We start from the raw sequence: 21,075 nt of genomic DNA, 5'->3' as shown, positions 1-21,075 counted from the left end.
GCAGTTTAAAAAAGCGCAAGCGCCTTGCTCATCGGCGTACAAATTTCATAGACTTCGACTGAGATAAAGGAAACAAGATGTTGACTTATCACAGGAAGGAGACATAGAAATCTGCTAGCCGATTGGCGCCGGAGCTAGACAGGAACATTCCACCCCGACTAAACAGGAAGAGGGACGGAACATCACCTAATGCTCCATCCTTTTATTATGGCTGTTTTCGCATAGATTATTGCTTTACGTACAAGACATCATTCCGTATGTTGTCTGTCTTCGTGGCATCTTTTCGTAACTAATACACATTTATTAATATTAAATATTAATTTCACATCATGTTTTTGTGTCGATTAGCAACAAAGTTTACGAAAAGAGCCTTTATTATTCATTCAACAGGTATCTTGACATTTTCGAGAATAAAAGCTTAAAAGGCAAGGCCATTATAATGAAAAAGATGACGTTAAGTGCCAGCGTCGGCAAAAGCCTGTACTCTAAAAACTCCGTTATCGTCATTGGAAGCTTCAATATCAACAGGTTTATTTCGTACACAAGAAATTCGACAAGGCTTATATTAAAGATAATGACAATCGCTGCAATAAATAGGTTGTTTTGCAGAATTTTCATCATTTTATCTGCAATATAAACGGATAAAGGAAATAAGAACATATATACGCCTAATATCTCTGTATAAAAGACATCAAACAACAATCCAAAAATAAAGGCAAATAGGATTGCTCTGTTTCTGGAATAGTAGACTCCCATTAACAATAACGCTACCAGTAAAAAATGCGGCACGATAATATAATTCCCGCCAAATAGTCCTTCAGGAAAGTATCGGGCAAAAATACTTTCAAAAATGAAGCAGCAGCTTATGACAAAAGGAAGAATAACACGTTTCATTATTATCCCCCCCCATTTACTTTTGCAGCATTTCGGTCTACAACCATTACATAGTCCGTTTCATAAAAGTTGGCTGAAGGTGTAACATATGCAGTTTGTGTAAGCCCATTTTCATCCGGTACCACATTGTTCACTTTTCCGATTACAAGACCTGACGGGAAAATACCTCCCAAACCTGAAGTGGTAACAAGCTCTCCCTTTTTAACAGAAGCATTGTTATCCAATTCCTGTAACTGAAGCATTTTCTTGCTTTGATCATACCCCTGAATTAAACCATAGACATTTGATTTTCCTGCTTGAACAACCGCTGACACTCTATTTTCAGGATCGGCAGCACTTAGAAGCTGAACAGTCGAATAAAATTTATTAACACTTTTAATCTTACCGATTAATCCCTTCGAAGTAATGACCGCCATGTCTTTTTGAATGCCGTTTACAGAACCTTTATTAATGATAATATTTTCATACCAGTGGTCTGGATTGCGTGCAATAACAATTGCTTGAATAGAAGAGTATTTCGAAAGGCTTGCTTTGTTATTGACAATATCCGTCAGGCTGTTGTTTTCTGTTTGCAGGTCATGAACCTGAGCCTGTAAAGAAGTTAATTCATCTAATCGGGCTTTGAGTTTTTGATTTTCTTTGTATGTATTCTCTACATCACTAATACTGCCGAAGAAATTTGCAACTCCTGAAGCAGGCCGGGAGATAACAGATTCGCCCAATCCTACTACATCATTCAAAAATTGTTCCGGCTGTGTAAGGTGGCTTCGATCTCTAATAGAAAAACCCACCAGAGCAACAAGAATAACAATACTGACAAGTAATACAATTAATCGCTTATTCAAAAAAAATTGTGGCATAATATCCACCCCTATTTCAAAACTGTGACTGTGCTATGAATGAGATTTTTTGTAGAATTAGTACTTTTTTATAGGCTCTTTTAATCATACATGATGATTCAACTGCTGACACACGCTTTTCGCGTTCGTTAAGTGAGCCTCCTCACCGCATGCTTCTGCGGAGATCCCCTAACGCTTTTCTAAACAGGAGTCTCGCGTATATGCTTCAATCACCATAGAATTAAAATTAAATTTACAGAGCCTTTTTATAAAAGGCACGTTAAAAACTTGCTGTTTTTTACAGAAAAAAAGCGTAAACGCCTTGCTTATCGGCAGTAATAAAACATTTTATACTTTTTAAATCCTCGAACAAAGGCTTAACGCGTATATGCATATTTGATCGGCTTTGCTATTCGTTGGTTACCTGTTCATTCATTTTCAAACTGGACCGATCGTTTTATTTGTTCCCCCAAAAAACAGCAGAATTAGACAAGATCCTTTCTAAAAAAGGACTTTTAAATAGGAAACTGAATATCTCCTTCAGTTTCCTAACAAAATCAGTAATTTATCTTGAATTTCTTGATTTGTTTTTGAATAAATCAATATGATCCAGAGCACTTCCTGTACCGACGGCTACACAATCAAGTGGGTTTTCCGCAATCAGGACTGGCATACTGGTTTCCTTGCTGATCACTTTATCCAGATTACGTAAAAGGGCTCCTCCCCCTGTCAGTACAATTCCGCGATCCATAATATCAGCTGCAAGCTCTGGTGGTGTTTGTTCAAGTGTGCTCTTAACAGCGTCGACAATTGTATAAACTGTATCATGCAGAGCTCTGGCAATTTCTTCAGCTGTAATTTCAATTGTTTTTGGAAGTCCTGTTAAAAGATCGCGTCCGCGTATATCCATTGGCTCAACCCCAGTAGACTCACCTGCGGAACCAATTTCCACTTTAATGTTTTCTGCTGTACGGTCACCTATTAAAAGGTTGTAGGTTTTACGGATATAACTGATAATGGCTTCATCAAGCTCGTCCCCAGCGACACGGATCGACTGGCTTGTAACAATTCCGCCAAGAGAAATGATGGCCACTTCCGTTGTTCCTCCGCCGATATCCACGACCATACTTCCTGTAGGCTCCCAGACTGGAAGATTAGCACCGATTGCAGCTGCAAACGGTTCTTCTATTGTATAAGCATCACGTGCGCCCGCCTGGCGTGTGGCATCTATAACAGCCCGTTCTTCAACTGCTGTAATGCCTGAAGGAACACAGATCATGACATATGGCTTTCTGGCAAAAGCACCTTTATTTTTTGATGCTTGTTTAATATAATATTTCATCATGGTAGCAGTTGTCTCGTAATCAGCAATAACGCCATCTTTCATCGGCCTTAAAGCTACTATATTCCCGGGAGTTCTTCCAATCATATTTTTCGCATCATTACCGACCGCAACTATTGACTTTGTATCCGTTTGTACAGCCACTACAGATGGCTCGCGTACTACGATGCCCTTTCCCTTTTGGAATACAAGAGTATTTGCTGTGCCTAAATCAATTCCAAGATCTTTACTACCAAACATGGATGTATCTCCCTTTCTAAACTGGATTGCTTCACAGTAAGTTTCGTTATGATTTTATTATGATATATTCTGGAGTATTTTTCTCCTCATTATCATGTGTATTTCATACAGAAAATATTGTAAGTTTGTTGAAATAAAGCAGAGAAAACTTTAAAAATCATAAATTATATTATATCTTATACCCCAAAAAAATAATAGTGTCATAAATAACCTTTTTCTTTTAAACTGACAAATTTTTTATCACCGATGATTAGATGGTCGAGGACATCAATTCCAATGATTTTCCCGCACTCTGCCAGCCGTTTTGATATGGATAGGTAAGGGGTTGACGTTATCTCTCCCTTTTCCCCCCATTCACACCGTACGTGAGACTTTCGTGCTCATACGGCGTTCCATCTAACTCCAATTAATCAAATTTTACATCTTACTCTTGGAATAAGCAGACTTTATTAAGTCATTTTTAACCAATAACCGACATTTGGGCTTGTTTCCTTAGTTCGTTTAACCTCTCCAAACTTTTCCCCTTAATTTGGAAAAATTTCAGGATTTCTCTAATTTTCGTCTCATCCGTCATGTGTATAAGCTTGTGTACATTTTCGTGTAGTATCACAAGATTTTGGTAGTTATCACTACCTCCCAACCTTTTAGGAGTTTTATGGTGGCATTGCCAGTCATATCTTCCTAAGTCTTGTTTGGTTATATAACATTTTCCGTATTGAGCAATGAATTTCGAGATGCGGTTATCGTTGTATTCAATACTCTGGCTTGGTATATATGATGACTGGACATATCTCAATGTTGTTCTTTCAATGCACATTAATGACTTATGAATCTTTTCTCGCCCTTCTTTAGTGTAATTACATATAACTTGCGAGAAATTAACTGCTGGTTTGTGTTTTTGTGCAAAGATTGGAGAAAAGACAGCATTTTGTATCTTGTATAACTTAGTATTGTAGCCCTTGTATCTTTTCTGTTGTGTTTTTGTCATGTCCATGAACTCTGCTTTCTTCCAATACTTATATAAACGGTTATATAATGGCTTGCGACAAGAGAATTTTATCTCGCTTAGGTCAAGGGTAATTCTGGAAGCAACCTTATAGTAGTTTTGTATTCCATGCACAACCGAATTAAAGTAATGAACCGTTTGATTGCTTGGATTTTCTTGCACTTTCTTAATGGCATTTTTAATTTTTTTGGTAGAATTATTTTTGGATTTATCTGTCATATGGCAAATTGTTGCATAGCCACGTTTTGTTTTTCCTTTCTTCTTCACTTTAATTTTAATGCCTAGAAATTCAGAATAACTTTTCTTGAGGTTAATAACCTTGGATTTTTCATCCGAGACATTTAATTGAAGCCGTGAAGATAGAAAATCTATAACTGCTTGATAAACCCTTTTTGCTTGATTCCTTGTTCGACATAATATTTTAAAGTCATCAGCATATCTAACCAAAAAGATTTCTTTCATTTTTGTCCTTTTCAGTGCTTCATATTTGTGAGAATTATCTATGATAGTTATGCCATTTTTATAAGTCCTTACTTTTGAGTAGTTATATTCTGTCTCAAAGTTTTCCCATTGCTTTGAAACCCACCAGTCTAACTCGTTTAAAACAATATTGGAAAGTAGAGGTGAAAGAATGCCACCCTGCGGTGTTCCCTTTCTCTGTATCCCTTCTCCCTGTATTTCAGCTTTTAGGAGAGTTGATATAATGGAAAGAAGTTTCTTCTCTTTTATTCCCATTGTCCATAATTGTTTAAGGAGTTTGCCATGATTGACATTATCAAAGAATCCCTTTATATCAATATCAACACAATGGTGTAACCCGTTCATGTTTATCAAAAACTGCATTCTAGCGATAGCATGATGGGTGCTTCTATTGGGTCTAAAACCATAGGAGTGCTTATAAAATTTGGCTTCACATATAGGTTCAAGCACTTGTAGGACACACTGTTGAAAGAGCCTATCCCATATGCAAGGAATTCCCAACGGTCTTTGTTTTCCGTTCGGTTTTGGAATGAACACTCGTCTAACAACTTGAGGTATATACCAATTAAACATACTTTGTATTCGACTAACTACCTGTTTATCTGTAAGTTCCTGAATGTCCTTAATAGTCAGCCTATCTACTCCGGCTGTTTTGCTTCCTGTATTTCTTTTAATATTCCTATATGCTAAACGAATATTTTCTTCACTTGCCATAATTTCAATAAGATGGTAAAAATTTTGTCCTTCTTGGCTTTTTGAGTACAATGTATCAAAAATATCTTGCATATCATAGTACTCATTGTGCCTTAGCTTCTTACGTTTCCCCAAGTCGCTTACCTCCTCGAATATTTTAAGGAGATAAAACTTTCTTAGTCTTACAAGAACCTTGATAACCGTTTTAAAAGCTATTAATAAGAAGTTGATTAACCTTCTGTTAGACTAGTGGCTATCCCTCCACGTTCATTACACGTTTCATAGGTACTGTGCCACCACTTTCACTCTCATAAAGGCAAGTTATCCAGTATGTGCTAATCTCACACTATAAGTATTTCTAGCCAACGTTTCTTAGGAAGTAAGTCCTCCACGTTGAGAGTTTACAACGTTGAAATATGTTAAGCCATTGAATAAACTTAGGTGCTTCCTCTAAGCCTGTTAGCATTCCAACACCTGTAATGTTGTATGGATTTTCATAATGTAAATTCTTACTCATCCACATCTAACATACCCTTAAGGTATATGCACATTTCTATGCATTCATCGTTTAGACTCGTACATTCGGAAGTTCGTCAGTCTTATGGCCTTTCGTTACCTTTATTAGACATTCTCACCATATTTATTCGGACACTAGCAGTATGACTTGCACCGTTCCCCTCGGACTGGCTTTCATCAGCTTTACCTGTTACGGCAAGTTCTCCCACATTGACATCGGGCTTCTAACACGCTAAGTCTTACCCCTTAGTTCGTGCTAGCCGACCTCGTGTGTTCCCTTCAGGACGTTACTCCTTCATTTGGAATCCTTAACATATTCCTTCACCCATTACTGGGTGCCTAATTTTTACGTTAATGGCGTTATCCACCTTAACTTAATTAGGAACGTTTCGCACTCACATCAATGTCTTCACGGGACGGGGACGGATCACCTGAGGGATGGTTATGGATACAAATAATAGAGGCAGCCGAACGCCGAAATGCTTCTTTGAACACCTCGCGCGGATGAACGATAGATGCATTTAAGCTTCCAATAAAAATAGTCTGGCGATGGATAACTTGATTTTTGGTGTTTAAATAGAGGCAAACGAAATGCTCCTGAGCTAGAAATCTCATATCATTCATGACAAAGTTAGCCCCATCTTCCGGACTGCGAATGATATAGCGATCATGATAAGCAAGATTTCCAATCCTTCTCCCAATTTCGACGGCTGCCATGACCTGGATGGCTTTTGCCAATCCAATTCCTTTAATAATAGTCATTTCTTCAAGTGAAGCATCCTTCAATAGCCTCAGCCCGTCAAAATGCTGAAGCAGGCGGTTTGACAGCTGAATGACGGACTCTTCTTTAGTGCCTGTCCTAAGAAGCAATGCTACTAATTCCTGATTTGACAAACTCTTGGCTCCATGGTGGATCATTCTTTCCCTTGGCCTGTCGTCTGCAGGAACATCACGAATCATTAATTTTTCCACTTCCTATTTTCCTCCTTAACAGTCTGCGCTTCAGGAGGGCAGATCCACTACCAGGAAAGCTTTAATTCTCTCAACAGCCTTTGAAGTTTTGAAATCGGCAGGCCTACGACAGAATAATAATCTCCGTTGATTTTTTTGACAAACAGTGAACCAAGCCCTTGGATTCCATATGATCCTGCTTTATCAAACGGTTCTCCGCTATCCAGGTAGCGCTCTACTTCTGCTTCGGAAAGCTCCCAAAACGCGACATCGGTTTTTTCATAAAAGGTGCTTGCTTGTCCATTTTGAATAATGGCTACGCCAGTAAAAACCTCATGTGTTCTGCCAGACAATTTCATAAGCATGTTTTTTGCGTGATCCCTGTCACTTGGTTTTCCCAGGATTTCACCATCAACGACCACTATTGTATCGGCTCCAATAATAGCAAAATCCTGATGCTGTCTAGACACAGCCATTGCCTTTCTTGTTGCGAGTTCCACTACTGCTTCTTCGGGAGATAAGCGGTCTGAAATGGTTTCATCGCTGTTGCTTGCCTTAATTTGAAAAGGAATTTGCAGCTTTTCGAGGAGTTCTTTTCTGCGGGGTGAACCTGAAGCTAAAATAAGTTTTGTCACAATGAAACCTACTTTCCAATTTATTTAGGGAGATACAATTTCATCCTACCAAAATTTGGAGTGTTATACAAATAAAAAAAGCAGGCACACCACCCGCTTTATAGGCTTCCGTATTCTTTTAAAAAATCCAATAATGCCTGTTGAGCCTGTATCAGGTTTTTTTGGTCCTTGCCTGCCTGATAGTCAGCAAGCGCTTTATAGCCTGCAGCCTGTGCTGAAATTAAGCTTTTGATATGCTTATTCTGGATGTTTTTTAAAGCATTTAAGGCCTCTACATCTTTTCCCGTTTCCTTTAAAGCATTAGAATCAACAGCTCCGTTTACAACTGCATCTGAAATAAGCTTGTTTAAGGATTGGAAAACTGCGGGCTCTTTACTCATAAAGGCTGCTTCATCTGAAGTTGCATTTGACATCTTGTTTCCTCCAAACTGGGTATCCTTTGAATAAACAGAGATATTTGATTTAAAAAGAGTCGACGCTACTTGCTTCGCATCAGCCATACTGTCAGCTACTCCAATAAATAAATACTGCTTGTTCTGCATGGGAATTGCCACGGCGGGATACCCGGAATCCTTTAATTGGGCTGCAGTCGATTCTGCAGAGCTGGCACTGCTATAGACATTATTCTGAACAACGGAGGTTTGAAGAACAGGAACAGAGATGGATTTCACTGCATTCCCATTAGTCTCCACAGCCTGGCTTTTCGGTAAAAGCCCTGTATTTTTCAGTGCCTGCTCCTGGTAAATAACCACCTTTAGCAAAACATAACCTAAAACAATTCCTACAGTTATAGCTGTTCCCGCAGCAATAACTATAGAAGACCAGCCTTTAAACGGATTCCCTCCCGCTTTCCAGGTCTTTTTCTTTTCTTTGGTGCTAGTATCAGAGTAATAAATTTTTTTAAATTCACTCACTTGATCATTTTGGATCTCCGGAAGGACCCAGTCAAAACCATCCTCTTCTATTGCTTCCTCCGAGGCTGCAGAAGCTTCCTTTTCACTTTCCTTCCAGTCATGAATTTCTACCTCTTCTTCAAATGGACGGTCTTCTCCATTTATTTTAATCTTAATTTTGGGGGTATTTTGCTGCTTGTCCATTCCTAACACTCCTCCGCTCACAATATTTGCTCAATGCTAACATATTGAAAACGAAAAAGGACAAGACTTTTGTCGTCTTGTCCCAGAAGGATTTCGCCAAAATTTTCAGCGGCTCCTGCCTATTAATTATCATGCACCCAATTAATCGATAACTCATCGAACGGAACAGGATTCTCAACAGATGTATCTCCATTATTAGTAGAACAGATGTTTTTTTCAAACCCCTTTAGACATACGCTGTCAGCGTTTAATCCATTCATGATGACATAGGAATCATTGCTTTTAGGATCAAGGAAGGTTTTTGTATATGGATCCTTAATTTCTTCAAGCAAATTATTCTGATAAAGTATTTGGTAGCTTACTTTCAGAATATCGTTATCATGGACATGCTGATCTCTTGCATAAATTTCTGCGGCTTCTTTTAATGTATAAGCAGATTGAACAAAAGCATCACTTTTTGCACGATCAATAAGGCCTCCTATTGATACAATGGCAATTGCAGCAATTATCCCTAAAATAACAATTACAGCCAGCAGTTCGACCAGCGTGAATCCCTTTTCGCCTTTGACCTTCATTTTCTCTTTCCCTCCATGCTGGACATTACGGGGTATTGGTGCCCGCAGCTATGTCAGGAAGGCCTTGAAAAGGATCATTCTTGCCGCCTGCTGCCGGTATCGCCATTTTAGGAACCTGATTCGATAAATCCACCAGACCTGGCATATAGAATGCAGAAACCGTTATTTTAAAAGTCAAAGGAGTTGGTTTTTGATTATTTGTCGTAATTTCATTAGGTCCTTTAACATCAATTTGATTGACTTCAAGTATCCGTGTAGATGACTCCAGCTGGCGAATAAAATCTTCCAATTCAAAGTATCCCGATGCCTCAAGCGAGAGTGTCACAAGAGTTGAATTCATCCCCATGGGAAGGCTTGCTGTATTCGCATTCCCATTCGCTGCATTATTCGCGACCTGAGAATTAGCAGCACTGGATGTCGTGGTACTTGTACTTGTATTACTATTATTACTGGTGCTGGCTGTTGAGCTGCCGCTGGCAGATGGAGCAGCAGCCGTGCTCGGCGCAGAGATGGATTGGCTGCTGGAATTCGTTGATCCTTCCGTAAAATCAATTTCCTTTATACTGGTACCGGAGATGGTTTCTGCCTTTTCAAAATCAAGCAGCAATTGATCCGACAATGCTTTAACAGGAACTTTCTTTTGAAGCGAAATAGTATTATCAAACGTATTGTCAGTCATATGCATGGTTTTGGTTTGCAGAAGGCTTAAACGATTCTGACTTGTTTTCAGCTCTGATTGCTTTAATTCCAGATTTTGAGAAGATGGCAGGTACATCTTAAAATAGACAAACAAAATAATCATTATGGCTATTAAAAAAGCAGCAATGACGGCGATCGTCTGCTTTCGGTTAAATCGAAGGGTCATGGATTTGCCCCTCCTGCCCGCTTTGTTTCCCCTGCCTGTACAGCAGATGGATTTAGCGTTACTTGGTATGAAGCGAGATATCTGGGTAAAACATCCTGATTTTCAGTATCTGTATTGGTTTGTGTGCCGGATTGAGTACTGTCTGTTCCCGTAACGGAATTCGAATCAGCAGTTATATCCTGTGTAGTCAATGAAAGCAGCTTAGCTTCAGAGAACCAGCTGGAGTTTGATAAGCGGCTTAAATAATAAGCAGCATCGGTTTCAGTATCAAATTGAATGCTCAGATTGATGGTGTGGTCCTGATTAAGCGTAAAGCTTTGAAAAAAACCTCGGTCAGGCAAAAAGCTAATCAGCTCATTTAAAACCGGGAGCGTCTTCACAGGATTGGAAGATGCCCATTTTACCGCTGCCTGAAGCTGAGCCACAGAATCATTGGATTCATATTGATTCACACTTTGCTGAAGAGATATATCCAGATTGTTTACTTGTTTTATTTGAGTATCGGCACTGGCAGCCATATTATCCTTGGATTTGGTTTCAACGATTAAGACCGCTGAAAGTATAATCGTTAGGCAAAGTATTCCTGCAATCATATAAAGAGGCAGCCGGGACTTCGATTCTTTTTCGGGCAATAAGTTAATATCAACTAGCATTTTCACACCTCTTTTAAAGCTAAGCCTAGAATTGTACTAAATGAATCGGGTACTATGGTGCCATCCTGGCTTTTAATGTCTTCGAGGAATATCCGTTGAATTCCTGCATCAAGACGCTGTTCAAGGCGCCTTTGAATGTGTTCCATATCCGGATGATCCCCGCTCATAATAAACCGGCGCACCTGTGCACTGCCCTGATTTAAAGTAAATTGGTAAAAAGACAGAATTTGTTCAATCACCTTAAATAGATCTTCAAACTCAAAGAGCAGGTTTGATTCGAGATCAAAGGAGGACAACGCACTTGTGTCCGGAATTGTTTGTGCCCCATCCAATGGAACCGGCCTCATGAAAACAAGGATATCCTGATAAAAAATGGAAATCGTTAAAAGGGAGTGGTCAAATTGAAGAATCATCACATGCTCTTCTTCCCTTATGTAGTCCCGCAAATGCATCAGCCTGTAAAAGGCAAGCGGAGAAATATCAGCAGCCACCGGATTTAGCTTGAGCTCCTCTAATAGACTTACATAGGATTCTACAACCTCTTCCTCTGTTGCTACTAATAAAACCTCTTTCCCCGCATTGGTCTTTGATACTAAAAACACATCAAAGAGAGGATTTTCAAACGGCAGGTGAATACTTGTTCCAATCTCCAAGAATAGATAGCCTTTAATTTCATCATCATTGACATCAGGGGGAACCGTAATTTTTCGTATCGCAATGGTTTGGTCAGGGACAATGAATCGGACATTTTTCTTCTTGATGCCCCATTCCTCTATACAGTTCTCCAGGATAAAGGCAAGAGATTTACGGTCAAGAATACGCCCGTCTTTAATCAATTCCTGATCAAAGTACCGCTCACCCCATTGCTGCACCACGAGCGGGGAGTGCTGTTTGAGTTCAAGAAAACGAATGACATGATCCGAGAATATAAGGTTAACCGTGTTGCGTCCTTGTTGAAAAAACCTTGAAGCCATTTCAACTCTCCTTTATTTAATAAGGCTGTTTTCGTTATAAATGATTGCTTTATCATTTTATTTGTACCAGTCTTCAATAAAATGGTAGATTCAAAAGAAACTCAAATCTCAGAATGGAGCTTTAACAAATCCCATCCATTTAGAAAAGTGAAAGATACCAATCTATTATTTTCTGATAAAAGAAAAACGATGTCAGCGCCCCCAGTCCAATAAACGGGCCAAAAGGGATCGGTTTTTTTCTTTTAAACACTCCAAGACATAATCCAATTATGCCTATGGCTGCACCATAAAGGGTGGCGAAGAAAAAGGACAGCAATGCAGCTTTTACTCCCATCGCAAACCCCAGCACGGCATAAAGCTTAATATCCCCGCCACCCATTCCTCCTTTGCTTGCCAGTGCGATCAGCAAAAGAAGAAAAAAGCCGGCTGCTGCTCCAATAATAGAATCCCACCATGGCGTTAGAGGATCAGCTATTCTTTCAACGATAAAAAGACCGGCAAACACAATGAGGATTCTGTCAGGAATCAGCATATAGGCAATATCAGAAACGGTGATGATCATGACAAGGGAAATCAGGGTCCAGGCTATGACGGCATCAAGGCTTAAACCAAATTGTCTGTAGGCAAAGACAAATAACACACCTGTCAATAGCTCCCCTAAGGGATAAATAGGAGAAAGCCGCACCTTGCAGTGACGGCATCTTCCTCCCTGTATGAAATAAGAAACGACCGGGATCAGTTCTGCCGGTGAAAGGACTGTATGACAATTGGAACAAGCGGAGCGCGGCTTCACGATTGACTTATGTACAGGAACCCTCAAGCCGACTACGTTGTAGAACGAGCCGAGCAGGAGGGCGTATATAAAGAGTAGGATAGACAAAGTTATAATCTCCTAGTTAATATCTCATAATACTTACTTAGCAGCAGTAACACTGCTTCTAGTTAAGTCTCCATCTGCTACATTAAATATACCTCTATTACCATTAGTTAATGTTACAGAATAAGAAAATTTCCCAGGACTTGATTGTGTAATTTCCACATAAGAACCACTTTTGTCTCCCTGACTTACATCCCCAGTCTTGTTTGAAGAACCAGCTTTATAACTACCGCCATCTGGATCTTTAATAGTATCGAGAAGATTATTATCATACAAGTCTTGTAAAGATAATACTGCTCCTGAAGTGCCTATTGAGTTTGAATTCCCTGAAACCCAAGTCTTGGCAGAGTTAATCATCTGTTCAGCATTTCCCACATGTGCATCCTTTTTAGAGTTGTCAATTAAACCGCCGATACTCGGGATTGCAATTGCCGCGATAATACCGAGGATTACAACAACAGCAAGCAATTCTATCAGGGTTAACCCTCTCTCTTCCTTTAGTCTTTGAGCCATTTTTTTAATCACGCTTCATTCCTCCATTTTTAAATTTAATAGGAAAATAGTATTATAAACCTATTATAGTTGATACGTTTTCCTTTATCGACAATATTTTCTTGTTTTTCCTAAATTTTATTTATACGTTTGTACATTGTTATAAATGTCAAACATTGGGACGATGACAGCTGTTACAATTGTGCCGACAAGCGCAGAAAGTACCACAATCATCAGTGGTTCTATTAATGATTTCAAAGCGTCTGTTGCCGTCTCTACTTCTTTTTCATAGAAGTCCGCCACCTTTGAAAGCATCCCATCCAGCGAACCGGTTTCTTCGCCAATGGAGATCATTTGTGAAACAAGGGGAGGAAATGCCCAATGATTCCGCATCGGCTCGGTCAACGACCTTCCTCTTTCAAGTGAATCCCTCGACTTTCTGATCACCTTAGCCACCACTTCATTTTCCACAATCGTTTCTACCATGGTTAATGCCTGCAAAATGGGAACTGAGCTTGAAAACATGGAGCTTAAGGTTCTGGTCATTCGGGCAATCGTTGATTTTTGTATGATAGATCCAAAAATTGGGAGACGCAAAAGAAAGTAATCAAGATAATATTTCGATTTCTTGTTTTGCTTCACCAGCATAAAGAAAACGACGATGAGAATTAAAAACAACACAACAAGATACCAATACTGCTGCATAAAGTGGCTGGAGTCGATAACAAATTGGGTAATAGCAGGCAGCTTCCCCCCAAATTGGCTGAACATGTTTACGAAAGTCGGCACAACGGCCACCAGTAAAAAAATGACAACGGCAATGGAAATGAAGGCAACAACAATTGGATAAGCCAGCGCCGATACGACTTTTTGCTTGGTATTATTTTGTTTTTCATAATGCTCACCAAGCCTGTCAAGTGTTTCATCCATGCTTCCAGAGACTTCTCCTGCCCTGACCATATTGACAAAGAGCGGCTCGAATATCCGATTGTGTTTTGCACAGGCCTCTGAAAAAGATTTTCCTTCACGAAGCTCCTGTTCAATTTCTCCAAGTGCCTTTCCCAGATGCTTGCTTTCCGTCTGGGCAGAAAGGATTCGTGTTGCATCGACAATCGTCACTCCCGCATGGATAAGTGTGGAAAATTGCCGCATAAAAATAACTAAATGCTTAAGCTTTACAGGCTTTCCAATGGAAATATCCTTAGTCAACAGGGTCTCTGGCATCTCCTGCATCTCAATCACTCGGATTCCCTGTTCTTTTAGCTTTATCATTGCCTCTCGTTTTGAATCAGCCGAGATGACACCTGATTTTTTTCCAGATCGGTCCCGGCCCATATATTTAAAGCGCGCCATCTATGACATCTGCTCCTTTAAATAGGGAAGTGCGGCTTCCGTCGAAATTTCCCCCGCCTGAGCCAGTTCCCTAATACTTGTTTCAATCATTTGCATGCCCAGCTCCTTGGATGTCTGCATGACATTTGGAATCTGGTGAACCTTTTCATTTCTGATTAAGTTGGCAACCGCTGCATTATTAATTAGAATCTCCAGTGCTGCTTTCTGTCCTTTTCGATCAGGCGTTGGAAACAGGCGCTGTGAGATAATAGACACAAGCACAGATGCAAGCTGTATACGGATTTGTGCCTGCTGCGAAGGAGGGAATACGTCAATGATACGATCAATTGTTGATGCAGCACTGGATGTGTGAAGGGTAGCTAGTACTAAATGCCCGGTTTCCGCTGCCGTAATGGCTGTATGAATCGTTTCCAGGTCCCTCATTTCCCCCACCAAAATGACATCCGGATCCTGTCTGAGCGAGCTCCTGAGGCCATTCGCAAAGTTTTTTGTATCGAATCCGATTTCCCTTTGATCAATAATCGAGAGCCTGTGCTTATGTAAATATTCAATGGGATCCTCAAGAGTAATAATGTGCTTGCTCATCCGCTCGTTCATGAAATTGATCATTGCTGCTAATGTAGTAGATTTTCCGCTCCCTGTTGGACCTGTAACAAGCACGAGCCCCTGAGGCTTTTCAGCAATTTTCTTCAAGATGTCGGGCAGCCCGAGCTCTTCTAACGTCGGAATTTTTGTCGGAACAACTCTGACTGCCATGGCAAGACAGGATCTCTGATAAAAGGTGTTGATTCGAAACCTTGAAACACCTGGTATGCCATAGGAAAAATCTAGTTCTCCCTGTTCTTTTAATTGGTCCCATAAATGATCTGGGATAATCGCTTTTGCCATTTCTTCGGTATCTGCCGGCTTCAAAATTTCTTTTCCAAACCGTTTGAGCTCCCCATTTAATCTGACGATTGGGGGAGTTCCTACGGTTAAATGAATATCAGAAGCCTTCAACTCAAATGCGGATCGCAGCAAATATTCTATTTTTTCTTTCATTTTCTCACCTATTCTGAGATGGCGACACGCAAGATTTCTTCCGTTGTCGTAATTCCCTGTTTTACTTTTAACAGCCCATCATCAATTAAGAATACCGTTTTGTTCTGGACCGCTATTTTTCTTAAATTCGCTAACGGCTCATTATTTAAGATAACCCGTTTCATTTCGTCATTGAAGACCAGCAGCTCGTGGATAGCAATCCGTCCCCGGTATCCCGTCATGCTGCAGGAGGAGCAGCCGCGCCCGCGAGTAATCTTCTCGATTTTCATCCCCCGTTTTGAGAATATTTCCACTTCTCTCTGGCTGGGTGTATGCTCTTCTGCACAGTCCCTGCATACCTTTCTCACAAGGCGCTGGGCTACAATTCCTGAAATGGATGTAGCAATAAGAAAAGGCTCTACACCCATATCAATTAATCTTGTAATGGTACTAATAGAATCATTTGTATGGATGGTACTTAGGACTAAATGCCCTGTCAAAGATGCCCGGATGGCTACCTCTACCGTCTCCTTGTCACGAATCTCTCCTACCATAATAATGTTGGGATCCTGCCGCAGAATGGATCTCAAGCCAGCTGCGAACGTCATCCCCACATTTTGATTTACTTGTATTTGATTAATACCTTCCAGCTGATACTCAACCGGATCTTCAATTGTAATAATGTTCACTTCTTCTTTGTTCAAATGGTTTAATGCTGCATATAAGGTAGAGGATTTCCCTGAACCTGTCGGGCCTGTAATCATGACAATCCCGGTTGGCTTTTTGATTAGGTTTTTAAAGCGTTGTAGATTCAATTTGTTAAAGCCAAGCTGATTCAAATCATTTAATGAACTACCAAGATCCAGTATCCGCAAGACGATTTTTTCACCGTAAACCGTTGGAAGTGTGGAGACCCGCAAATCAATCTGTCTAAAATCAAGAGTAGTTTTTATTCTTCCATCCTGAGGAATTCTGTGCTCGGTAATATCCAGATTTGCCATGATTTTTATTCTTGCTGTCAGCATGCTTTGTGTACTTTTGGGCAGAGCCCGTTCAGTTTTCAAAAGACCATCTACCCGATAACGAATGAGGAGCTTTGTTTCCTGGGGATCAATATGAATATCACTCGCTTTTTGGACAACGGCATTGGATAGAATCTGGCTGACAATCCGGACAATAGGAGAATCCTGATCGGTGATGGTTTCCTCCTGGAGTACTTCGGCTTCCTGCACTAAATTTTCCTCCAGCTCATCAAACCCTTCTTCAGAATTGTAATACTTGTTTATCGTCCGTAGAATATCATCCTTCGTCGCAATTGCAGATTCAATTTGAAAGCCGGTAGAAAGCCTCAAGTCTTCTATCAGGTAGAAATCCATCGGATCCGCCATTGCGACGAAAAGCTTATCCCCTTCTTTTCGCAATGGGATGATCAGGTTTCTCTTTGCCGTCTCTTTCGGAATTAAAGAAAATAGCTTTGAATCAAGTGGATAACGATAAAGACTGACATGGGGGATACCAAGCTGGAATTCCAGAACTTCAATCAGCTGCTGTTCGGTGATGAACCCCCTTTCCAGCAAGACTTCCCCAAGCCTCTGGCCCTTATTTTTTTCCTTGAGCGCTTGTTGCAGCTGCTCCTCAGTAATCAGTTCTGTTTCGACGAGCAAGTCCCCTAACCGTTTTCTCGTTTGTTTCATGTTTACTCCCCGCTTTTAGAATTACTGCTCTTTTTTGTCTGTGGCTTTGGCTGGCTTTTATCAGTTGGACTGGTGTTGTTTGTTGCACCAGGCTGTGATGTATTGCTATTTCCAGGCGGATTAGTCTGCTCTGAGCTGATACCAGAAGAGCTGCTTCCGATGGTATTTGGAGCTGTCCCTGTTCCAACTGATGGCTGGCCTGGAGCCGATCCATCCAAATTGTCCGTCTGTTGATCTATTAAACTGTGAAGCTCAATTTTAGGTACTGGCGGATAAAAATCTTCGGAAATTTTCTCACTCCCGATGAGAACGCCTGTCTGAGAATGTGTTTCTCGATATGTCTTAATTAAAATGCCGGCTGCCCCTTTATCTTCCAATAAGGGTGCTTGTCCATTCGGAACGGCAGAGCTATATTGAATAACCGTTTTCGGCTGAAAGGTTTGCTTATCTTTTAAAAGTTGATCGTAGCGGTAAGCGAATGGAATACCTTTCAGACTTGCATATAACCCGTTATTTACCTTTTGAAAACAAAGCTGGTAAGCTGTCTTATTTGGGTTAGCAAAAATAAAGTCCTGGTTCATTTGCGGGTCCACTTTTGCTTCAAGGCCAGCTGTTGTATTTGAAGGGAGCTGGGCACTTTGATTTTTTTCCAGAATCGGGAAATTCGTCTTTAGAACAAGCTGAAACATCAGCGAGGCTATGGTACTGAGATCCTTTGAAGATACCCATGTTAAGTTCGCTGTTTTTAACTCCTGTATAAAAGATACCTGGGATCCTGCAGGAATCTTCATTACCGGGAGCTTCTTCAGCACTATATTCATTTCTGAAGTAATAGATAGATTTTGATATGCATCCGCAATCGTCTGATTGGCATTTTTTCCTTTTATATATTGATCCAAGAGAATTTCATCAGGAGCTGAGCCTAATGTGACTGCCTCTTGAACGATGCTGCTTCTAAGAGAGGCTGTGTCAAATTGGTCAGCATTCAAGAATGGAAATTGATCCTCAATGAGCTGTTTCACATCATCCGTTGCGACATCTGCATAAATGGGATTTTGTTTATTTGGAACAGCCTCGGCAACGGACTCTTTGATATGGAATTGAACGATGGATTTTTCCCATTTCACCTTTTCTTCCACATACCTAACCTCAATGGCCCCCTGCTGCTGCCACTGATTGACTTTGTCATTCAACAACTGTTGAGCCTGTACTTTTGTCTTTCCGCTTACATCAAAAGGACCAATCATCGTTCCTTTTGGAAAGGCCCGGTCTGGTTTTAAATAATTATTAAATGCGTAGGCTCCTCCCTGTGAAAAAGCAAGGAGAAAAAAGGTACAAACGAAAAGTATAGAAAATATTTTTACCAGTCGAGTTGTATTCACATTGGCTTTTCCCTTCTGCGCAATTACTCTTCAATATTCATGGACAGCTTTACAAAAACGGTTGGTCCTGCGTCCTGAGCTGCTTCTATTTGGCTGGCTTCCAAGATGGATCCCGCTTCAATAATTAAATCGCCTGCTTGACTGAAGATATTCTCTGTTACTTTCTTCCCTGTAAGAAGCTCTATCTGTTTTTGTTTTAGAGCCCTCAGCTCTGTATCGCTTCCAGCATTTACACTAGTGGGTTCTTCTTGTTTTTCAATAATTAACGGCTTTTCTTCAAATAACTGCTCAGGAGAATCAACAAAAAAGTTTGCGGCCTGTTCGTCGACAATGATAATGTCCTTTCCATATGTCATAACATGGTCAGCATGGAGAATGACATCCCTCTCATTTGAATGCAAGCTTATTCCCACTATGTCGCCTGATTCATCATTTACAAAATATTCTGTCGCCTTTCCTACAAGCTGTCCTTTTCTGCTGATGATACGTGTATCTACAATCTTAATTTTCTTGTTGACAAGCTGATTGGCAATAGGGATTTCATTCAAATCGATGACCGAGCTTTCATTCTCAACCATGACCGCAAATTCTCCTATTCCAATGACTTTCTTAAAAGGGATTGCCTTGACGCTTACCTGCCAATCCTCCTGTTCTACAGTTAAAAAATCCACGGAGCCATTTTCAGGATCAATGACCAGGTCCTTCACTTTACCAAGCTGACTTCCATTTAATATGCTGATGATTGGCAAATTTGTAATTTCAACGCTTTTTTTCATAGTTAGAATTCACCTATTTCTATTTATTTTCTATCCTTTTCATAAGATGCTCAAGCTCTGCATTTACAACAGGATAGGTTTGGTATCTTGGATGTATATTGTTCAAAAAGACTGCTAATGATGAATATTTTTTCATAGAAATGTAATGTTCTATTAATAGTTGTGCAAAGGTTAAGTAATGTTGATCTGATAAGCTTGGTTCAAGATATTGAACGAGGAGCTTTTCATATTCATCATGGCTTAAATGCTGTTTCATCAGAATAACTTCCTCAACCAAACATGAAAACAGGTCCTTTTGAATCTGTGCTGATGGTTTAATAGTATCTGAGACTTCTTTTGAATCGGGAATTGATTCTTCCTCTTCTTTCACGGAACCCATCTCTGCTCCGGTTAGCATTACGAATTCCTCATTTGAAAGCGCAGGAAAGCCTTTTTGTTCTAGCACGTTCATTCCTTCAACTTCGGATGACTCTTTTCGCTCATCAAGAACTAAATTCGCTGTTTCTTCCGTGAGCAAAGGTTCAATGATCTCTGTTTCTTTCAGCAAAACTTCGTACACTAAAGCATCCTTATGATGGAATCTAGATTCATCTTCAGTGAAAGGTTCCGTTATTTCATTGAAATCAAGCGTTTTCGGTATCCCCTCAGATTCTTGTGGCAAAATGCTTTCTCCGCCAGTTTTGAAAGTGTCTCTGTATTCCTCAAAATTCAGTAAAAGCATTTCTATTTCGCTTAATTCAGACTTCTGTCCAACATGTGTTTCATAACTGTTAAGCTCATGTACTCCCTGAATGCTTTCAGCTTTAAACAGGTCAATTGAATCCTCAATGGAAGACATCTGCATTTCGGGGATGATTTCAGTCAGATCATTAACCTCTGCTTCAAGCAAGATTTCCTCTATTTCTATTTCTGTTTCACCGTTTCCTAACACTGTATTTCCACTATTTCCCGAAGACAATTCATTATTTTCAATATATTGCGTCAGTTCTTCGGATTCGTTATTTTCATGCAATGCTTGGATCCTGTCATTGTCGATGTAGCTGCTGTAATCCATCGAATCCATTAAGAGCATTTCCATTTCGCTTAATTCAGACATCATTTCTGTATCCGTAGTTCCGCTGCCGATTACCACATTATAATCCTCGGCTGCTTTCACTTCCTGCATTTCCATATCCGCAGGCTTTGTCTGTTCAAGAGTTTGTTTTTCAGCAGGCCCCTGCAGATAAATTTCCTTAATCTCTTTTTCTTGCTTTACATTTCCAATTGTACCGATAAAAAAATCGCCCTTTACTTCAGGCTGTTTATAGGCACCGGTAAGAATGCGTCCTTCTGTCCCCTTCACATCTGCGAATATGTTGTCTTCAAAGTCGGCTGCTTCTGCCGCTGCTGCCAGTTCAGAGCTTGTATAATAGTGAATAGACCTTTTTTCAAATAAATAGGAAAATAGTACGATTAATAGAAGTAATATCAGGCCGGTCTGCCAGAACGGAAATACACCATCTGCAGCAATTCCCAAGACAGTAAAGAGAAGTGCAGCGGCGGCAATAACGTACTTCTCACGGGGCGCTAGTCCAAGCGGTGCAAAGTATAGAATTGGCAGAAGAATTATTAATCCAATGACCGCCAATACGGTTGCGGGAATCATCACATCTCTCCTTTATAAGACTAATTGACTAAAAATTTAGCGAAATAAGACAGAATTTGACTAAACATATTGTATA

General features: G+C 40.2%; 19 protein-coding genes and 1 pseudogene. All 20 read right to left on the bottom strand.

Annotation, left to right across the window (positions count from 1 at the left end; all coding sequences use genetic code 11):
- Positions 1-375: 375 nt before the first annotated feature.
- Positions 376-894: a rod shape-determining protein MreD gene (gene mreD / locus A5N88_RS00760; RefSeq protein WP_066261842.1), complete on the bottom strand. Its 519-nt coding sequence runs from the start codon at positions 892-894 to the stop codon at positions 376-378.
- 2 nt (positions 895-896) lie between these two features.
- Positions 897-1,754 (bottom strand): rod shape-determining protein MreC, encoded by an 858-nt coding sequence (gene mreC / locus A5N88_RS00755; protein ID WP_066261840.1) that lies wholly within the window; start codon positions 1,752-1,754, stop codon positions 897-899.
- A gap of 544 nt (positions 1,755-2,298) precedes the next feature.
- Positions 2,299-3,315, bottom strand: a complete 1,017-nt coding sequence (locus A5N88_RS00750) for a rod shape-determining protein (protein ID WP_066261838.1) — start codon at positions 3,313-3,315, stop codon at positions 2,299-2,301.
- Between the two features lie 200 nt (positions 3,316-3,515).
- Positions 3,516-3,632 (bottom strand): annotated as a pseudogene (locus A5N88_RS23970) (JAB domain-containing protein); the annotation flags it as partial.
- A gap of 143 nt (positions 3,633-3,775) precedes the next feature.
- Entirely contained in the window at positions 3,776-5,587 is a 1,812-nt protein-coding gene (ltrA, locus tag A5N88_RS00745) for a group II intron reverse transcriptase/maturase (RefSeq protein WP_066270092.1), read from the bottom strand.
- 801 nt (positions 5,588-6,388) lie between these two features.
- Complete coding sequence (gene radC / locus A5N88_RS00740; protein WP_302466987.1) at positions 6,389-6,982, bottom strand: RadC family protein; 594 nt, start codon at positions 6,980-6,982, stop codon at positions 6,389-6,391.
- Between the two features lie 47 nt (positions 6,983-7,029).
- On the bottom strand, positions 7,030-7,596 hold the full coding sequence (locus A5N88_RS00735; protein WP_066261836.1) for a Maf family protein: 567 nt from the start codon (positions 7,594-7,596) through the stop codon (positions 7,030-7,032).
- Positions 7,597-7,694: 98 nt separating this feature from the next.
- Complete coding sequence (locus tag A5N88_RS00730; protein WP_066261834.1) at positions 7,695-8,693, bottom strand: hypothetical protein; 999 nt, start codon at positions 8,691-8,693, stop codon at positions 7,695-7,697.
- A gap of 122 nt (positions 8,694-8,815) precedes the next feature.
- On the bottom strand, positions 8,816-9,268 hold the full coding sequence (locus tag A5N88_RS00725) for a prepilin-type N-terminal cleavage/methylation domain-containing protein (RefSeq protein ID WP_066261828.1): 453 nt from the start codon (positions 9,266-9,268) through the stop codon (positions 8,816-8,818).
- 25 nt (positions 9,269-9,293) lie between these two features.
- Positions 9,294-10,133 carry a hypothetical protein gene (locus A5N88_RS00720; protein ID WP_066261826.1) on the bottom strand — a complete coding sequence of 280 codons (840 nt, stop codon included), beginning with the start codon at positions 10,131-10,133 and terminating at the stop codon, positions 9,294-9,296.
- A complete protein-coding gene (locus tag A5N88_RS00715; protein WP_066261825.1) occupies positions 10,130-10,786 on the bottom strand; it encodes a PilN domain-containing protein in 657 nt (218 codons plus the stop codon). Before A5N88_RS00715 ends, A5N88_RS00720 begins: the two co-directional genes overlap by 4 nt.
- A gap of 2 nt (positions 10,787-10,788) precedes the next feature.
- Positions 10,789-11,760: a type IV pilus biogenesis protein PilM gene (pilM, locus tag A5N88_RS00710; protein WP_066261820.1), complete on the bottom strand. Its 972-nt coding sequence runs from the start codon at positions 11,758-11,760 to the stop codon at positions 10,789-10,791.
- Positions 11,761-11,899: 139 nt separating this feature from the next.
- On the bottom strand, positions 11,900-12,640 hold the full coding sequence (locus A5N88_RS00705; protein ID WP_066261818.1) for a prepilin peptidase: 741 nt from the start codon (positions 12,638-12,640) through the stop codon (positions 11,900-11,902).
- 33 nt (positions 12,641-12,673) lie between these two features.
- Entirely contained in the window at positions 12,674-13,162 is a 489-nt protein-coding gene (locus A5N88_RS00700) for a type II secretion system protein (RefSeq protein ID WP_328006942.1), read from the bottom strand.
- Positions 13,163-13,267: 105 nt separating this feature from the next.
- A complete protein-coding gene (locus A5N88_RS00695; protein WP_066261813.1) occupies positions 13,268-14,482 on the bottom strand; it encodes a type II secretion system F family protein in 1,215 nt (404 codons plus the stop codon).
- Positions 14,483-15,523, bottom strand: coding sequence for a type IV pilus twitching motility protein PilT (locus A5N88_RS00690; protein ID WP_066261810.1), 1,041 nt, complete (start codon positions 15,521-15,523; stop codon positions 14,483-14,485).
- An 8-nt stretch (positions 15,524-15,531) separates the two neighbouring features.
- Entirely contained in the window at positions 15,532-17,196 is a 1,665-nt protein-coding gene (locus tag A5N88_RS00685; protein ID WP_066261806.1) for a GspE/PulE family protein, read from the bottom strand.
- 2 nt (positions 17,197-17,198) lie between these two features.
- Positions 17,199-18,578, bottom strand: coding sequence for a VanW family protein (locus A5N88_RS00680; RefSeq protein ID WP_066261804.1), 1,380 nt, complete (start codon positions 18,576-18,578; stop codon positions 17,199-17,201).
- A gap of 23 nt (positions 18,579-18,601) precedes the next feature.
- The gene (locus A5N88_RS00675; protein WP_066261802.1) at positions 18,602-19,354 is read right to left on the bottom strand and encodes a PRC-barrel domain-containing protein; all 753 of its coding nucleotides are present in this window, start codon (positions 19,352-19,354) and stop codon (positions 18,602-18,604) included.
- 19 nt (positions 19,355-19,373) lie between these two features.
- A complete protein-coding gene (locus A5N88_RS00670; RefSeq protein ID WP_066261799.1) occupies positions 19,374-20,999 on the bottom strand; it encodes a hypothetical protein in 1,626 nt (541 codons plus the stop codon).
- Between the last annotated feature and the right edge of the window lie 76 nt (positions 21,000-21,075).

The organism is Heyndrickxia acidicola (assembly GCF_001636425.1).
In the GTDB taxonomy this organism is placed as follows: Bacteria; Bacillota; Bacilli; order Bacillales; family Bacillaceae_C; genus Bacillus_AE; species Bacillus_AE acidicola.
This window is presented reverse-complemented; position numbering and strand designations above follow the sequence as displayed.

What these genes read in the sequence shown, in the direction of transcription:
- mreD (WP_066261842.1), bottom strand. Translation starts at nt 894, where the DNA reads ATGAAACGTGTTATTCTTCCTTTTGTCATAAGCTGCTGCTTCATTTTT.
- mreC (WP_066261840.1), bottom strand. Translation starts at nt 1,754, where the DNA reads ATGCCACAATTTTTTTTGAATAAGCGATTAATTGTATTACTTGTCAGT.
- A5N88_RS00750 (WP_066261838.1), bottom strand. Translation starts at nt 3,315, where the DNA reads ATGTTTGGTAGTAAAGATCTTGGAATTGATTTAGGCACAGCAAATACT.
- ltrA (WP_066270092.1), bottom strand. Translation starts at nt 5,587, where the DNA reads ATGCAAGATATTTTTGATACATTGTACTCAAAAAGCCAAGAAGGACAA.
- A5N88_RS00730 (WP_066261834.1), bottom strand. Translation starts at nt 8,693, where the DNA reads ATGGACAAGCAGCAAAATACCCCCAAAATTAAGATTAAAATAAATGGA.
- A5N88_RS00725 (WP_066261828.1), bottom strand. Translation starts at nt 9,268, where the DNA reads ATGAAGGTCAAAGGCGAAAAGGGATTCACGCTGGTCGAACTGCTGGCT.
- A5N88_RS00720 (WP_066261826.1), bottom strand. Translation starts at nt 10,133, where the DNA reads ATGACCCTTCGATTTAACCGAAAGCAGACGATCGCCGTCATTGCTGCT.
- A5N88_RS00715 (WP_066261825.1), bottom strand. Translation starts at nt 10,786, where the DNA reads ATGCTAGTTGATATTAACTTATTGCCCGAAAAAGAATCGAAGTCCCGG.
- pilM (WP_066261820.1), bottom strand. Translation starts at nt 11,760, where the DNA reads ATGGCTTCAAGGTTTTTTCAACAAGGACGCAACACGGTTAACCTTATA.
- A5N88_RS00695 (WP_066261813.1), bottom strand. Translation starts at nt 14,482, where the DNA reads ATGGCGCGCTTTAAATATATGGGCCGGGACCGATCTGGAAAAAAATCA.
- A5N88_RS00690 (WP_066261810.1), bottom strand. Translation starts at nt 15,523, where the DNA reads ATGAAAGAAAAAATAGAATATTTGCTGCGATCCGCATTTGAGTTGAAG.
- A5N88_RS00685 (WP_066261806.1), bottom strand. Translation starts at nt 17,196, where the DNA reads ATGAAACAAACGAGAAAACGGTTAGGGGACTTGCTCGTCGAAACAGAA.
- A5N88_RS00675 (WP_066261802.1), bottom strand. Translation starts at nt 19,354, where the DNA reads ATGAAAAAAAGCGTTGAAATTACAAATTTGCCAATCATCAGCATATTA.
- A5N88_RS00670 (WP_066261799.1), bottom strand. Translation starts at nt 20,999, where the DNA reads ATGATTCCCGCAACCGTATTGGCGGTCATTGGATTAATAATTCTTCTG.